The sequence below is a fragment of the Bradyrhizobium sp. AUGA SZCCT0283 genome, from assembly GCF_018130385.1.
GTDB lineage: Bacteria > Pseudomonadota > Alphaproteobacteria > Rhizobiales > Xanthobacteraceae > Bradyrhizobium.
Genome location: NZ_JAFCLU010000046.1, coordinates 25,288 through 41,038, shown reverse-complemented (window position 1 = coordinate 41,038; position 15,751 = coordinate 25,288). Strand labels below are relative to the sequence as shown.

At 61.9% G+C, this 15,751-nt stretch carries 15 protein-coding genes; 7 read left to right on the top strand and 8 right to left on the bottom strand.

Features of this window, described 5'->3' with window-relative positions; translation table 11 throughout:
• Positions 1-51: 51 nt before the first annotated feature.
• The gene (locus JQ624_RS34965; protein WP_212423434.1) at positions 52-222 is read right to left on the bottom strand and encodes a hypothetical protein; all 171 of its coding nucleotides are present in this window, start codon (positions 220-222) and stop codon (positions 52-54) included.
• A gap of 363 nt (positions 223-585) precedes the next feature.
• On the opposite strand from JQ624_RS34965, the gene JQ624_RS34960 reads away from it, so the two are divergent.
• Positions 586-1,743, top strand: coding sequence for an epoxide hydrolase family protein (locus tag JQ624_RS34960; protein ID WP_212423433.1), 1,158 nt, complete (start codon positions 586-588; stop codon positions 1,741-1,743).
• 16 nt (positions 1,744-1,759) lie between these two features.
• Here JQ624_RS34960 and JQ624_RS34955 read toward each other — a convergent pair whose 3' ends face one another.
• Positions 1,760-2,701, bottom strand: a complete 942-nt coding sequence (locus JQ624_RS34955) for a GAF domain-containing protein (protein ID WP_212423432.1) — start codon at positions 2,699-2,701, stop codon at positions 1,760-1,762.
• Positions 2,702-2,825: 124 nt separating this feature from the next.
• The gene (locus JQ624_RS34950; protein ID WP_212423431.1) at positions 2,826-3,620 is read right to left on the bottom strand and encodes a class II aldolase/adducin family protein; all 795 of its coding nucleotides are present in this window, start codon (positions 3,618-3,620) and stop codon (positions 2,826-2,828) included.
• 164 nt (positions 3,621-3,784) lie between these two features.
• Here JQ624_RS34950 and JQ624_RS34945 point away from each other — a divergent pair, with 164 nt between their 5' ends.
• A complete protein-coding gene (locus JQ624_RS34945) occupies positions 3,785-4,798 on the top strand; it encodes a glutathione S-transferase N-terminal domain-containing protein (protein ID WP_212423430.1) in 1,014 nt (337 codons plus the stop codon).
• Between the two features lie 15 nt (positions 4,799-4,813).
• On the opposite strand, the gene JQ624_RS34940 is transcribed toward JQ624_RS34945, so the two are convergent.
• The 5 genes from JQ624_RS34940 to JQ624_RS34920 all read right to left on the bottom strand — a co-directional run bounded on the left by JQ624_RS34940 (position 4,814) and on the right by JQ624_RS34920 (position 10,804).
• Positions 4,814-5,443, bottom strand: coding sequence for a 2-hydroxychromene-2-carboxylate isomerase (locus JQ624_RS34940; RefSeq protein WP_212423429.1), 630 nt, complete (start codon positions 5,441-5,443; stop codon positions 4,814-4,816).
• 524 nt (positions 5,444-5,967) lie between these two features.
• A complete protein-coding gene (locus tag JQ624_RS34935; RefSeq protein WP_212423428.1) occupies positions 5,968-7,878 on the bottom strand; it encodes an NAD(P)/FAD-dependent oxidoreductase in 1,911 nt (636 codons plus the stop codon).
• Positions 7,879-7,888: 10 nt separating this feature from the next.
• Entirely contained in the window at positions 7,889-8,665 is a 777-nt protein-coding gene (locus JQ624_RS34930; protein WP_212423427.1) for an SDR family NAD(P)-dependent oxidoreductase, read from the bottom strand.
• Positions 8,655-9,311: a TetR/AcrR family transcriptional regulator gene (locus JQ624_RS34925; RefSeq protein WP_212423426.1), complete on the bottom strand. Its 657-nt coding sequence runs from the start codon at positions 9,309-9,311 to the stop codon at positions 8,655-8,657. The genes JQ624_RS34930 and JQ624_RS34925 overlap by 11 nt, the downstream gene beginning before the upstream one ends.
• Positions 9,308-10,804 carry an AMP-binding protein gene (locus JQ624_RS34920; RefSeq protein ID WP_212423425.1) on the bottom strand — a complete coding sequence of 499 codons (1,497 nt, stop codon included), beginning with the start codon at positions 10,802-10,804 and terminating at the stop codon, positions 9,308-9,310. The genes JQ624_RS34925 and JQ624_RS34920 overlap by 4 nt, the downstream gene beginning before the upstream one ends.
• 171 nt (positions 10,805-10,975) lie before the next feature.
• Between JQ624_RS34920 and JQ624_RS34915 the strand changes: the two genes are divergently transcribed.
• The 5 genes from JQ624_RS34915 (at position 10,976) to JQ624_RS34895 (ending at position 15,730) form a co-directional block, all read left to right on the top strand.
• On the top strand, positions 10,976-12,235 hold the full coding sequence (locus JQ624_RS34915; protein WP_212423424.1) for an ABC transporter substrate-binding protein: 1,260 nt from the start codon (positions 10,976-10,978) through the stop codon (positions 12,233-12,235).
• A 99-nt stretch (positions 12,236-12,334) separates the two neighbouring features.
• Entirely contained in the window at positions 12,335-13,237 is a 903-nt protein-coding gene (locus JQ624_RS34910) for a branched-chain amino acid ABC transporter permease (protein WP_212423423.1), read from the top strand.
• Positions 13,234-14,256 carry a branched-chain amino acid ABC transporter permease gene (locus JQ624_RS34905; protein WP_212423422.1) on the top strand — a complete coding sequence of 341 codons (1,023 nt, stop codon included), beginning with the start codon at positions 13,234-13,236 and terminating at the stop codon, positions 14,254-14,256. Before JQ624_RS34910 ends, JQ624_RS34905 begins: the two co-directional genes overlap by 4 nt.
• A 2-nt stretch (positions 14,257-14,258) precedes the next feature.
• A complete protein-coding gene (locus JQ624_RS34900; RefSeq protein WP_212423421.1) occupies positions 14,259-15,017 on the top strand; it encodes an ABC transporter ATP-binding protein in 759 nt (252 codons plus the stop codon).
• Positions 15,014-15,730, top strand: coding sequence for an ABC transporter ATP-binding protein (locus tag JQ624_RS34895; protein WP_212423420.1), 717 nt, complete (start codon positions 15,014-15,016; stop codon positions 15,728-15,730). Before JQ624_RS34900 ends, JQ624_RS34895 begins: the two co-directional genes overlap by 4 nt.
• The last annotated feature ends 21 nt before the right edge of the window (positions 15,731-15,751 follow it).

The following is a 15,751-nucleotide window of genomic DNA, read 5'->3' as shown; positions in this document are numbered from 1 at the left end:
CCTTCGCGCAACGCCATCATAGAGCTAGCCACGCCCCCGCGCATGCGTCAATCAGGCGGTCTTCGTCGTATGCGTACTTTGCATCGCCGGGCGCATCAAGAACGGCGAGAGCTTGAAGTAGATGGCATAGACAAAGCTGACATGCGTCAGCGTTGCATAGGCGATCGCTATGACTGCGATCCATGCCGCAGCCATGGCAAGCCGGGTATTACGTCTCTTCATGTTGGCGTTTTGCACCGGACCATGACTTCTTTCGAGCTAATAAGATCCTTAACTTACCTTGAAGGGTGGGTTGGGGGATTTGCCGGCAGCCGAACGGATGGTTGTAGTCGTCATCAAATGGAGGACTGTAGAGGCGCGTAGCCGATCTTGCCAAATCCCGCGGACGGCTGTTCGGCCCGGCAAGCGCGAGCACGCCGTGTGAACGGGATGCTAGCCTGCCGCGGCTTGTGACAGTTCCGAAGTCCCCAAGCGCGAAAGTCGGTACTTCCTCCGATCCCTTGATATCAGCCTCATCTGCGACGATGATTTTCGCCTGTGAGATCCGTCCCGGCAGCTCCGGCTGGGCTTTAAAAAGGGGCATTTATGAGCGCTGACATCAAACCTTATCGCATTTCGATCGGCGACGACGTTCTCGACGATCTCAAATCGCGGCTGCGCAACACGCGCTGGCCGGAAGCCGAACTGGTCGAGGACTGGAGCCAGGGCGCGCCGCTGAAATGGATCAAGGACGTCTGCGGCTACTGGGCCGAAGAGTACGATTGGCGCGGGCGCGAGGCGCGGCTCAATCGCTTTGCGCAGTTCACCACCGAAATCGACGGGCTCGACATTCATTTCCTGCACGTCCGCTCGCCGCACCCGGAAGCGATGCCGCTGGTCATCACGCATGGCTGGCCGGGCTCCGTGGTCGAGTTTCACAAGGTGATCGAGCCCTTGACCGATCCGACCGCGCACGGCGGCAACGCCGCCGACGCATTTCATGTCGTTTGCCCGTCGCTACCCGGCTTCGGCTTTTCTGAGAAGCCGAAGACAACCGGCTGGGGCGTTGGTCGCATCGCGTCAAGTTGGGCGGTGTTGATGGATCGCCTTGGATATTCGCGCTATGGCGCGCAAGGCGGCGACTGGGGGTCGGCGGTCACCACCGCACTCGGCGCGCAGGACGCCGAGCATTGCGCCGGCATTCACATCACGTTGGCGATGTCGACGCGGCCCAGCGTGGAAGGGCAGCCGACGCCCGAGGAAGCGCGGGCGCTGAAGGGAATTGAATATTACGCCGACTGGGATTCCGGCTATTCCAAGCAGCAATCGACCCGGCCACAGACACTCGGATACGGCTTGACGGATTCGCCGAGCGGGCAGGCCGCATGGATTCTGGAAAAGTTCTGGGCCTGGACCGATTGCGACGGCCACCCCGAGAACATCCTTGGCCGCGACGAGTTGCTCGACAACGTCATGCTCTATTGGGTGACGGCGACCGCCGCGTCATCCGCGCGTCTTTATTGGGAGAGTTTCGGGCCGAAGCGCCGCACGCCGTTCAAGGTGACGATACCGACGGGCGTCGCCGTCTTCCCCAAGGAGATCGTCACGCCGGTGCGAAAGTGGATGGACGCGAGCTACACGAATATCCAGCACTGGAGCGAAATGCCGAAGGGCGGTCATTTCGCGGCATTCGAGCAGCCCGATCTGTTCGTCGGAGAGGTGCGAAACTATTTCAGGACGCTGCGGCAGCCGCCTGTCTCCTGATCAGTTGCGCGGCCGTTCAGAGATACCAGGCGAGCACGGCCTTGAGCAGGGCATTCTCAATCACCGGCAGAACGACGATCTGATTCATGCCGGCGGCGCGCGCCAACTGCGCCGCGATCGATTCATCGACCTTCAGATGCTCGTTGATGGCGGGCATGCCCGTCGCCCAGGCGCCGCCGATGCTGCCTTCGCCCTTGCGGATCGTTTTTGACGCGTAAAGCGAGGCCAGATCGGCATTCTTGCTGCAGTCGCCGGAATGAAACACCAGCTCCGTTCGCGACGGGTTCGGCACCCAGATTTCAAAGCGTCTCGCGATCGGCGTTGCCTGCGCCGACAGGAAGGTCATGACCCAGGTCTGATCCGGCGGCGTCGTGTAGGGAATGCCGACGCCGCAATTGATCCCGATTTCGCTCGCTTCCTCCCAGCGCAGGAAACTCTTGGCGTTGTGCAGGTCCTTGATGATGAGCGGCATGCCGGCTTTCCAGGCACGGCCGGGCAGGCCGAACCCGCGCGGGAACTTCGTGTGCCGCGAATTGAATTCGAACATATCGGCGGTGCCGTAATAGCCGTCGACCAGGCCCATCTCGTGCGACTTTTCCGGATCGTTGTGCCAGAGCTCGATGGCGCCGACGTGCTTTTCGTCGTCGCCACAGAACAGCACCATCACGGCCATCAGGAATTCGCCGGCGAAGACCGGCAGCGCCACGCCGCAGGTCAAGCCGGCTTCGATCGCCTCGTCGGTGCGCTTGAAGTAGGAGTTTGCGAATTCCGTGAGGATGACGGGATGGCCGGAGGCCCAGGCCTTGCCCGGAAGGCCTTCGTCATAGGCGAACAGGGCGTTTTCGCTGACCGCCTTGAACTCCGAATACTCCTCGCTGCAAAGACAGCCGCCGAATTCCAGCCGCGTGCGGGTTCGGTCGGGCACCCACAATTCAACCACGCGAATGAATGTCTTCATCGGACGCACCTGTCGCCACGCCTGATATCAGCATCGGCGATTTAGCGACGGGATGTGCGATCAAATTACAGGCAGGCTCCGCCCAAAGATCGTGCGGGGGCGGACGTGCCTGACGAGGCGGACTTCAGTTCCGATACGACGGATCGGTGCGATCGAGCTTGCGCAGCAGCGCCGGCCAGGCGAGTTCGCCGTTACGGGTGCTCCGGCCGGGTTTCGGCTGCATTCTCTCATAGGTGTCTTCGAGGATGCTCTGCGGCGGGTAGATCAGCTTGGTGTTGCAGGACAACGCCATGACCTGCACCTGGCAGGCGCGCTCGAGACGAAACAGCACATTGAACGCTGCCGGCACGGTACGGCCGACGACGAGCAGGCCGTGGTTGCGCAAGATCATGGCTTCATTGTCCCCGAGGTCTCTCACCAGCCGCTCGCGCTCGTCGACATTGTCGGCGATGCCTTCGAAATCGTGATAGGCGATGTGGAGAAACCGCATCGAGGTCTGCGCCAGCGGCAACAATCCGCATTCCATCGCCGAGACGGCCATACCGGCCGGCGTGTGCGTATGCGCCACGCAATCCATGTCGTGCTTGGCCATATGGATGGCGCTGTGAATCACGAAGCCGGCGACGTTGATGTCATAGTCGGATGCATTGAACAGCGTGTTGCCTTCGACATCGAGCTTGATCAGGCTGGAAGCGTCGATCTCTTCGTAAAGCATGCCGTAAGGGTTGATCAGGAATTGGTCGGTTGTCCCCGGCACCCGGCAGGAGATGTGGTTGGCCACCATCTCGGTCATGCCGTACATCGCGGTGAGACGATAGCAGGCCGCGAGATCGACCCGCGCCTGCCATTCCTCCGGGCTCACCTGTTCACGGACGGATTTCATGACTTTGACGGCGGGCGAGCTGACGGGAGGATTCATGGACGTTTCTCCGCAGAGAGGAATTATCCAGCCCGCTGGGGCCGATCATTTGCCGGCAGGATAGCGGCAAATTTCGCTGCGCCGCAAGGCGAGGGCCGCAGGCGTTATTGCAGGTCTGGCGGGTGAAATTCGAATGCGCTATGGCTCGGGGCGAGGTGAATGCCATGACCGAAGGACGCTATCGGCTGATCGGCTCAACCGCGTCGCCCTACGCCATCAAGCTGCGCGCGCTGCTCCGCTACCGGAGGATTCCGTTCGACTGGGTGATCATGACCAAGGCGCTGCGGAAAGCGACCGAACATTTGCGGCCCAATCTGATTCCGGTGCTGCAGTATCCTGATGGGACCTATCGCGGCGAGACCACGACGCTGGCTTACGATCTGGAGAACCGTCACAAGGAACGTTCCGTCATTCCCGATGACAAGGCAGTCGCGTTTATTTGCGATCTCCTGGAAGACCTCGCCGACGAATGGGCGGTGAAGCCGCTGTTTCTCTATCGCTGGTGGGATCCGGAAGATCAGGCCTATGTCTCGCGCTGGGCCGCCGAGGAGTGGTCGGTGTCGGAGGCCGAAACCGGCAGCCCGGAAGAGATCGAGCAATTCCGCGAGCGGCAGATTTCGCGCATGGTCATTCTCGGCGCGACAGCGGAAAACAAGCCGCTGCTGGAGGAGAGCTACTTGCGGGTGCTCGCGGCGTTCGAGCCGCACGTCGGCATGACCAATTATCTGTTCGGCAGCCGGCCGTCGCTCGCCGATTTCGCCTGGTTCGGCCAGCTCAGCGAGATGGCGACCGATCCGACGCCGATGCGGATCATGCGCGCGAAAGCGCCATTCACCGATCACTGGGTGCGGCGGCTGGACGATGCCTCGGGCGTGGAGGGCGAGTGGTATCCGCGCGAACGCGCGCTCGGCGGCATGGTCGAGGCGTTGTTGAGGATATCAGGCGAACTCTATCTGCCGTTCCTGGTCGCCAATGCAGGAGCGTTTGCGAAAGGCGTGGAGCGGCTGGAGATGATTGTTTGGGGCCTGCCTTATGCGCTGGCGCCGTTCAAATATCAGGTGAAGTGCCTGCAGCAGCTTCGCGACAAGTTTTCAGCGCTCGACGCGGACAGCCGGGCTGTGTTGCGGCCGGTGCTGGAGCGCACCGGGTGCTGGCAGCATTTGGCTAGCAGTAGCTGAAAGCACGAGGCGGTCTTACTTGCGGTGACGGCTGCCCAGCGACGTTGCGATCGACGCCGGGTTCTGGATGCGCTCGATCAGCATGTCGATGCGATCGCCGCCCCAGAACAATTCGCCGTTGAAGACCATGGTCGGCACGCCGAACACACCGAGCGCTTCCGCTTCATCGATGATGCGGTCGTGCTCCGCCCGCGCCGGACCGCGGACGTAGGCCTCGAATTCCTCGGCCGAACCGCCGACCGACGCGATGACGCCTGAAATGTCCGACAGCTCGTCGATTTCGAGATCATGATTCCAGAAGCGCCGGAATACTGTGTCGTGATAGGGGCGGAACAAGCCATGGCGCTGTGCGAACAGCATGCCGGCGCTGGAATAGAAAGCATCATAGATGCGCCGTGGCCCCTTCATGGTGAGGCCCTGCGCGTTGGCATAACGGCGCGCGTCCATGTAGGCGTAACGCACCTTGCGCCAGAAATGCGGCGTGCGCTCTTCCACCGTGCCCATGAATTCGGGAATGCGCAGCGTGTAGGGCAGCCATTCGAGCTCGACGCCATGAGCTTCCTCGAGTTCGAACAGCCGCTTGTTGGCGACGAAGGCGTAGGGGCTCTTATAATCGGTGTAGATTCGTACGCGCGGTCTATCCATGGCGTGTCCTTGTTCGACCGGATCGGGATCCGATCCGATCGGAGCATGGAACCATGCGGCGCGGGTTGCCATTGCAAAAACGAATGGGCCCCGGTGCATAAGAGCATCGCGGGGCCCGACATCTTCGTTATAGGCGAAGGATTTCTGGTAGACACCAGTGTGATCTCAGGATCCGGCAGCGCGTGGCCTTTGCGCTCCAGTCCCGCGGATATGTTCGAATTGTTGAAGGTGCAATGAGGCTGGCAGCTGCTTATGACCTCGACCGCACCCCGACCTTGCGATGAGCAAGGTCACCAGTCTGATCCGGTGGCGTCATGCTCCTCCTCAAGAGTTGGCCGACGGACTTTCGTCCGCACCCGCTGCGTGCCGCCTTGATCATATGACCGCGGACGTCAATGCCTGCGAAGCAGGGAGCCAAACGCTCCGTGGCTCCATCAGGTGCAGCACGGAAATGGTGCGGCAGATGCGGGCGGGTGTCAAGCTATCCCATCGGCATACATGCACCGGTTCCGGGGGAACAAATGTCAGACTTTGGTCTGCCGGTAATCGCGTAAATCGGGATCGTGGGTCATGGCCCAGTAGTCCACGAATCGCCATGGCATCGCCGAGAAAACCCGGCCCTGGCCGTTGCGGTAATAGGTGGTCATGCCCGGGTGAGTCCAAATCAACTGCTCATGCTCGGCATCCACTTTCCGAATGTATTGATCGTGCGCCTCGGGGCGAACATCGATCGCGGCGATATCACGCTTCATCATTTCGACGAGGCAAGCTGAGATGTAGCGGCTCTGGCATTCCGACTGGAAGATCACGCTGCCGCCATGCGCGGGGCCTGAATTGGGACCGAGCATCACGAAGAAATTCGGAAAGTCCGGCACGGTGAGGCCGAGATAGGCCGTCGGGTTATCGTTGGCCCACGCCGTTCTGAGATTCTTTCCGTCACGCCCGCTGATGTTGAGCCGTGCCGCCATCTCCGTCACCTTGAAGCCCGTCGAAATCACGATGACATCGGCCGGCCGCAATTTGCCGTCCGAAGCAACGATGCCGTCGCTTGCAAAATGATCGATCTTGTCGGTGACCAGTTCGACATTCGGCTTCGTCAGCGTCTTGAACCAGTTATTGTCGAGCAGGATGCGCTTGCCGTAGGGCGGATAGGTCGGCACGCATTTCTCGATCAGGTCGGGACGGTCCTTCAATTCGGACAGGATGAATTCCGTCAGCTCTTCGCGATGCCGGTCGTTGCCCTTGTTGACGGCACGCTCCGGATGCGGCCATTCCGGGTCCTTGCGCAGAAACGGCAACAGGCCATCGCCGTAGCGCCAGAACATGTTGAAGCGATACCACTGCACGTAAAACGGCAAATACGCGAGCAGCCACCGTGCGCCTTCGGCGATGGGATCGGAATAGCCTGCCACGGGGCGCGCCCATTGTGCGGTCCGCTGATAGACCGTGACGGACGCGACGCGGTCGGCGATCGACGGCACCAGTTGCATGGCGGTCGCGCCGGTGCCGATGACGGCGATATGCTTGCCGTCGAGCTTGATATCATCGGACCACAAGGCTGAGTGCAGCATCTCACCCTTGAAATCCTCCTCGCCCTTGAAGTGCGCGGGCGAGGGGTCGTTAAGTTGGCCGATGGCGCTGACCAGCGTGGTCGATTCAACGATCTCCTCACCATCGGCGGTCTTCAACGTGGAGATCCAGCGCCGCTTACTCTCGTCCCAGCGCGACGACGTCAGTTCGGTGTTGAGGCGGAGATGTTTGCGGATGTCGTATTCGAGCGCGACCTTCTTGAGGTAATCGAGCAACTCCTGGCGCTGGGCGAAGTAGCGCGTCCACGGATTTCGCGCGCCGAACGAGAAGGAATAGGAATGGTTAGGCGTATCGACGCCGCAGCCGGGATAGCGGTTGACGTACCAGGTGCCGCCGAGTTCGTCGTTTTTCTCGACGATGGTGTAGGGGATGCCGAGCCGGCCAAGCGCAACGCCCAGCGCGATGGCGCAGACGCCGGCACCGACGATCAAGACATGTTGCTGCGCCAGCTTCTCACCGGAAGGCGGTTTGGTCCAGCGTGCCTCCCGGGGAATGAAACCCATTTCCTCGCGCATCAATGGCGCATATTCCGGCGTGACGTTCTCGCCGAGCGTCGCGCGCATCATCTTCAGCATCAACTCATTGCCGGGGTCGGTGATGACCGGCTTCGGCTCCCCGTTCTCGAACAGCTTCAGCACGGCAGCGCGGATTTCGGCCTGGATTTCCTTGGGCATGCCGGCTTGCGGGTCTGGAATCAGGCGGACGTCGCGCTTGGGCTTGTAGGGCGGCTCCAGCCAGCGCTCGTCGCCGGTCATGTGGACCAGCACCATCAGCAGCACACGGATATCGCCCTCGGCGATGGCCGATGCCAGATCGAGTTTCTTGCGCGGTAGCTCGATATTCATGCTCGTATCCTCATTGCGCGTCCGGTGCTTCCGGCAGGCCGCCATAGGCGGCCCAGGTGGTGCCTGCGATGTATCCAGCGTCGACGGGTAGATTTATTCCGGTGACGCCACTGCTCATGGGCGAAAGCAGCCACGCGATTGCGTGCGCGACCTCGACCGGCTCGACCAGCCGGTTCATTGCGGTCGGACTTTCCAGCCATTTCCTGTTCAGTGCCCCGGAGGCGATACCGGCTTCCAGCATGGCAGTGCGGGTAAAGCCCGGCGAGACCGCGTTGACGCGTACGCCACTGCGGCCCCATTCGGCGGCCAGCGTCTGCGTGATCTGAATGACGCCGGCTTTCGCAGCCGTGTAGGCATGGATCGGACCTGATGTCATGCCGGCAACGGAAGCGACATTGACGATCGCGCCGTGCCGGCGCTCGGCCATCTTCACGCCGACGCTGCGGGCGACCAGAAACGTGCCGCGCAGATCGATGTTGACCTCGCGGTCCCATTGATCCATTCGCACGCGCTCGATCCGGTACATCTTGCCGAAGACGCCGGCGGCGTTAACCAGGCCGGCGATCGGGCCGTGCGCGGCCTCGATATCGGCGATGCCGCTGACGACGGCGCTTTCGCTCGCGACGTCGAATGGGGCCGGCCAGAGGATCGTTTTCGTTGCCGCCAGCGGCTCCGGCGCGATGTCTGATATCACCACGCGCCGGCCTTGCTCGGCCAAGAGCGCCGCGGTTGCCGCACCAATGCCGCGGCTGCCGCCGGTAACGAGGACGATACCCTCAGCGGTCATGGCTATTGCCTTTTTCCGGTGTGAACAGGCCGCGCGTCACCAGCTTTCGGTAGGCGGAGATGACATGCTCGGGCGCTGCCGTGACGCTGCCGCCAACGTAGGAGTAGCGGCGGCTGAGGTAGCCGCGCGCGCCCATCAGCATGTGGACGATGGCTTCGAACTCCTCGTCGCTATAATCAACGATCGCGCCGGCCTGACGGGCGCGCCGGAGGATGCGGACATAGGCGGTTGCGATATTGTCGAGATGCTTCTGATAGCCGATCGGCGCGAAATATTCGGCCTCGTTGAGGATGCGCAGAAATTCCGGCACCTCGCGGATGAAATCGAAGAAGGCGCTGAAGCGTTCGATTTCCTGCCTTGCCGCGTGTGCGTTTCCGGTGCGCTCGCGGATGAAGTAAACCATGTCGGTGCCGATCTTCGGCAGCAATTGATCGAGCAGTTCCTGGCGGTTCTCGAAGTGATTGTAGAACGTGCCTTGGGCGACACCGGCTTCCTCGGTGATGCGGGCGACGGACGCCTCGGCGTAACCGTGTTTGCCGACGACCTTGGTGGCGGCATCGAATATCCTGCGCTTGGTCCAGGCGTTGCGCTCGACACGGTTGAGTTTTGCCGCTTTGCCGGAGGCGGCTTGCGATGATTGCGTCATGCGTGGGATTCCAGTTCGGCGCGCAGCACGCGCTTGAGGACTTTTCCGGAAGGGTTGCGCGGCAGGCTGTCGCGGATGATCAGTTGCTTCGGCACCTTGAAGCCTGCCAGGCGCGCGCGGCAGTGGTCGGCGAGAGCAGGCAGATCCAGCGTGGCGCCATCTCCCAGCACCACGACCGCGACGGGCTTCTCGCCCCAGCGTTCGTCGGGCATGCCGACAACAGCGACTTCGCGCACCTGCGGCAGTTCGTAGATGACGCGCTCGACTTCGGAGGAGGCGATATTCTCGCCGCCGGAAATGATCATGTCCTTCTTGCGATCGGTCAGGTAGAGAAAGCCGTCCTCATCGAGATAGCCGACGTCTCCGGTACGAAACCAGTCGCCGAAGAACGCGGCCGCGGTTTTTTCGGGATCCTTCCAGTAGCCCTGCGTGATCTTGGGTCCGCGCAGGCAGATTTCTCCGTTCTCGCCGGACGGCAGGCGATGGCCGGCATCGTCACGGATTTCGATTTCGACATGGGCAATGGCGCGGCCGGTCGAGCCGATTTTCTCGATCTCGCGGCCAGCTTCCATGAAGGTGTCGCCGCCGCAAGTTTCGGTCAGGCCATAGGCGTCGATATAGCGGGCGTTCTTGAAATAATCGGAGAAGGCGCGAATGCGCGCTTCCGGGGTCTTCTCACCGCCGCCGATTGCCCATCGGAGGCTCGATACATCGTTGCGGTCGCGGGTCGGGCAGGTGAGGATCGCGGTCGTCATCACGGGCGCGAACCATGCGGCATTGAGTTTCTCCGCTTCGATTGCGGCGAGCGCCTGCTCAGGCTCGAAGTTGCGGTGGATCGAAAGCATGCCGCCGTGCCAGAGCACCGCAATCCCAGGCAGATCGAGCGCGCCGACATGATAGAGCGGACCGACCACCAGCAATCGCGTGTCGGCGTTCAACCCGAGCACGAGCGTCTGGTCGGCCGACTTCCAGTACATGTTCTCGTAAGTCAGCATCACGCCCTTGGGGCGGTCCGTAGTGCCTGACGTGTACATCAGCCGCATCAGGTCGCGTGGTTGCCTGACATGAACAGGGGCGGGCGCGATATCTGGCGCAAGGCGCGTCGCGTCGGATTGTGTGGCTTCGTCGAGCAGTATCACTGGCGCGCCGCCGGTCGCGATGCCTGCAAGCTCGTCATCCGCAATCAGGATGCGCGCGCCGGAATTGCCGACGATGTAGCCAACTTCGTCGGCGGACAGGCGATAATTGATCGGCAGAAACACCGCGCCGATATGGCTGGTCGCAAATACCAGTTCGAGAAAGGCGGTGCTGTTCTTCATCAGCACCGCGACGACGTCGCCCGGGCCTATCCCGCGCGAGGCGAGCCAGCCGCCGACCCGGCGGATACGGGCGTCGAACTCGGCATAGGAGACGTCCTCGCCGCGATATTTCAGCGCACAGCGATCCGGCGTCCGCCGGGCATGAAACGCGATAAAGCTGGATAGATTGATCATTATCCGCCCAAAAAGCCGGTTTCCGGCCTCGTCTCTCCCTAGATGAATTGTGACTCGTAGTTCATCTTTGGCTTGACGTCACCCCCTTTGCTCTGAAATCCTCAAGCCTGCACGGAGGCGACACGACCTCCGGCAGGGATTTGGGAACGCAAACCCCAAAGGGAGGAAGCAATGACGAGAACCCGCAAACCGGGCGTAAGCCGACGTGCGACGTTGGCGATGATGGGCGCCGGGGCCGTAACATTTGCGACGCCCTGGGTGGCGCGCGCGCAAGCCAAGACCATCAAGGTCGGCATGCCGACCATTCTCTCCGGACGCGTGGCGCAGCTCGGAACCTCGTCGCGCAACGGGGTGATGCTGGAAATCGAAAAGGTCAATGCCGCCGGCGGTTTGGCCGGACGGCAGATCGAGATGGTGATCCGCGATTCCAAGGGGCAGCCGCAGGAAGCCGCCCGCGTCGCACGCGAACTCGTCAATACCGATGGATGTGAAATCCTGATTGACGCCGAAGCGTCGTCGGGCGCGTTCGCGGTGCATGAAGTGGCGCGCGATCTCGGCGTGCTCTGCATTCACACCAATTCGGAAACCTCGGCGCTAACGGCCGATCCCAAGCAGCACATTCCTAATGCGTTCCGCACCGCGCGGCAGGGCGTGCATGACTCCATCGTGGGCGGCAGCTACGCAGCGGCGATTGCGAAAGCCAAGGGCCTGAAGAAATGGGCCACCTGTTCGCCCGACTATGCCTATGGCCGCGACACCACCGGCGAATACGTGACGTACCTGAAGCGCTTCGCGCCCGACACCGAAATCATCAGCGAGTCCTGGCCAAAGCTGTTCCAGCCCGACTACACCGAGGTGGTGACGAAGATCCTGCAGGCCAAGCCGCAGGCGCTGTATACCTGCCTGTGGGGCGGCGACCTCACGTCCTATATCGATCAGGCCAACATCTACGCGCTGTTCAGCCAAATGGAAGTGTTCGCGGTCAACATGGCCGACTACACCGCGCTGACAGTGGTGAAGAACCTGCCGAAGGGCATTCACTCCGGCAACCGCTACATCAAGACCTATCCGGCAACACCGGAGAACGCCGCTTGGGGTGACGCTTACAAGGCGAAATACAACGAGTATCCCACCAACTGGTCGTGGGAGAATGCCACCGCGATCATGCTGCTGGCGGAAGCGTCGAAGAAGGCGAATTCAGCCGACGGCAAGAAGATTGCAGAGGTGCTACGCGGGCTGAAGATCAAGTCCCCGTTCGGCGCCGACGGCACCGTCACCATGCGTGCCGAGGACCAGACTCTGGTCGGCTATGCGATCGGCTGGGGAACGACGATCCCGCAGGAACCCTACGTGCCGCAGGTTCAGGCCGGAGACTGGAAGACGATATTCGAGCTCGAAGCCGAGTGGAAGAAGAGCAAGGGTTACACCTGATCGACCGGCGATAACGGAGGTGGCGTAAGCTGCCTCCGTTCGCTGCCGAATGTTTTTTCGCGCGTCGCCCGTTCCGGCGCGCTGTAATGGATGCTTCCCTTGGATATCGATGCGCTTACCGGCTGTCTCGCCAGTTCCGCCTGTCTGGTGACGCAGACCACCAGCGGCTTCATCATCGGCATGTTGCTGTTTCTGGTCGCCGTCGGGCTGACGCTGATCTTCGGCGTGCTCAAGGTCGTGAATTTCAGCCACGGCGCCTTTTATATGTTCGGCGCCTATTTCGCGATGACGGCCTATCAGTTCACCGGCAGTTTTGCGCTGGCGATGCTGTGCGGCGCGGCCGGCACCGCGTTGCTCGGCCTGATTTTCGAGCGCGTGTTCATGAGCCGGGTTTATGGCTCCGACGTGCTGATGCAGTTGCTGGTCTGCTACGCCTTCGTGCTGATCTTCGATGACGTGGTGCGGATGATATGGGGTCCGGAATTCAAGTCGATGGGCATGCCGGCGGCGTTCCAGGTAGCGCCGCTGTTTATCGCCGGCGGCGTGGTGCCGCCGTATTATCTGCTCCTGATCGGCGTGGCGCTGGTGGTTGCCGTGGTTCTCGGGCTCGGGCTGGCGCGCACGAGGATCGGCAAGGTGATCCGGGCGGCTGCGCATAATCCGGGCATGGTTTCCGCGCTCGGCATCAACACCGGATTGATTTATGGCGGGGTGTTCGCGCTCGGCGGCATGCTGGCGGGTCTCGCCGGCGCGCTCGCCGCACCAGTGCGCTCGCTGACGCCGGGCATGGGATTTTCGGTCCTGATCGAATCCTTCATCGTCACCGTGATCGGCGGCATGGGCTCGATCCTCGGCGCGCTGATCGGCGCAATCCTGATCGGCATGATCCGCTCGTTCGGATCGCTCGGCTTTCCTTTGTTCACGGAAGGGCTGATGTACCTGTTCATGGTGATCGTGCTGGTGTCGCGGCCCACCGGTCTGTTCGGCAAGGAGGTCGCATGACCGAGCTGCAGGCCGAACAGGCCGCCGTGGTGCCGCGGATCGAGTCCCAATCGCAGCGCTCGCGCTACCGCGACGTGCTGATCGCGTTGGTGGCCTTTGCCGTGCTGGCGATCCTGCCGATGCTCACCGGCAGCAAGGCGCTGCTCGATTTTGTGATCCGCTGCTCGGCCTTTGGACTATTCGCGACCTCGCTCAACCTGCTGGTGGGCTTTACCGGTATGGTCTCGTTCGGACATGGCATGTTCTTTGGCCTCGGCGCCTACGGCTTTGGCCTCCTCATGCAGCGCACCGGCCTGCCGGTGCCGGTCGGGTTCGTTGCAACGCTCGTTATCACCACCCTGATCGCCGCCGCCATCGGCGCGATCTGCGTGCGGCTGAAGGAAATCTATTTTGCCTTCGTGACGCTGGCGTTCCAGATGCTGATCCACAGTACGATTCTGTCCTGGGTGTCGCTGACCGGCGGCGACCAGGGCCTGCGCGGCGGCATTCCACGCCCGGCGTTCCTGGGAATCGACCTGTCGAACCATGTGCATCTGTACATCACGAGTTGCGCGCTGCTGGTGATCGGGCTTCTCCTGATGCGCCAGATCGCGCAATCGCCGTTCGGCTATACCTTGCGGATGATCCGCGACAACGCCACCCGCGCCAGCTTCATCGGCATCGATGTCTGGCGCGCAAAACTCACGATATTCGTGCTGGCAGCACTGTTTGCCTCGACCGGCGGCATCATCATGGCGCTGTTCGTGTCGGGCGCCTATCCCGAGTTCGCCTACTGGACGATCTCGGGTGAGGGCATCTTCATCAACATGCTCGGCGGCGTCACGACGTTTCTCGGTCCCATGGTCGGCACCGTGCTGCTGCTGATCCTCAACGATACCGTGACGCGGTTGACCGAATATTACGGCATCGTGCTCGGGATCGTGATCCTGTTCTTCGCCATCGGCCTGCGGAAAGGCCTGATGGATTTTGTGGTCGAGTGGTATGCGCGACGCCGCGCCGGCACGGGGGAGCGCGGCTAGCCATGCTGGAGATACGCTCCCTTTCCAAATCGTTCGGCGGCGTCAAGGCGACCGACAATGTCACGCTCGATTTTGCCGATGGTTCGCTCACCGCCGTGATCGGTCCCAACGGCGCCGGCAAGAGCACGTTCTTTAACCTGATTACCGGCGCGCTGAGGCCCGACGCTGGCCAGATCCTGCTGAACGGCGTTGACATGGCCGGGCGTTCGCCTCCCGAGATCGTGCGCTACGGTATCGGCCGGGCGTTTCAGGTTGCCAGCATTTTTCCGTCGCTGACGGTAGAGGAGACCATGCTCGCCGCCGTCTGCGCCGATCAACGCCGCGCCAGCGTGTTGCACCGGCGCTTCCCGTTGGCCGAAACCCGCGATCGTGCCGAGCATGCGATGGAGTTGCTGGGATTGGCCGGCAAGCGGAACCGCACCGCGGCGACGCTGTCGCATGGCGACCAGAAACTGCTCGATATCGCACTGGCGCTCGTGCTCGATCCAAAAGTGCTGCTGCTCGATGAGCCCACTGCTGGCATGGGCACCGAAGAGCGCTGGCGGATGATCGACAAGGTGAAAGAGCTCTGGGAGACGCAAAAGATCACGGTGGTATTCATCGAGCACGACATGGATATCGTGTTCAAGATCGCGCCCGAGATCGTAGTGCTGTGCTATGGGCGCATTCTTGCAACCGGCACGCCGGATGCGATCCGCGGCAACGAGGCCGTCATCGAGGCCTATCTCGGCACCGAACATCACGCCGGAGTCGCGATATGAGTGCGCAGCCGGTCGTACAGGTCGAGGATCTCGACGTCTATTACGGCACCAGCCAGATCCTGTTCGGCGTTGGCCTGTCGGTCCGGCAGGGCGAAACCATGGCGCTGCTCGGCCGCAACGGCGCCGGCAAGACGACCACCATGAAGGCGATCATGGGGCTCGCTCCCGCACGCCGCGGCAAAGTCACTTTGCGCGGCAAAGTAGTGTCCGGCCTGAAGCCGCATCATATCGCGCGCGCCGGTCTCGGCTTCGTGCCGGAGGATCGCCAGATCTTTCCGGAGCACACGGTCGAGGACAATCTGGTCATCGGTGCCAAGAAGGGCCCAAATGGCGAGGACGAGTGGTCGATCCGGCGCATTTACGATGTGTTTCCACTGCTGGAGCCGCTGCGGCACCGGATTGCGGGACGGCTGTCGGGTGGCGAACAGCAGATGTTGGCGATTGCGCGCACGCTGATGGGCAATCCGGCACTGCTGCTGCTGGACGAGCCGAGCGAAGGGCTGGCGCCGATCATCGTGCAACGGATCGGAGAATTGCTGCGGCAGCTTCGCGGCACCGGGGCGACGGTGCTGATCGCCGAGCAGAACATGCATTTTTGCCTTGGCCTTGCGAGCCACGCGACGGTTATCGACAAGGGCCAGATCGTCTACACATCCGGGATCGAAGAGCTGAAAGCCAACGATAACATTCGTCAGCGCTACCTCGCGCTGTAGCTTTCGGCCCGACCGAGGGAC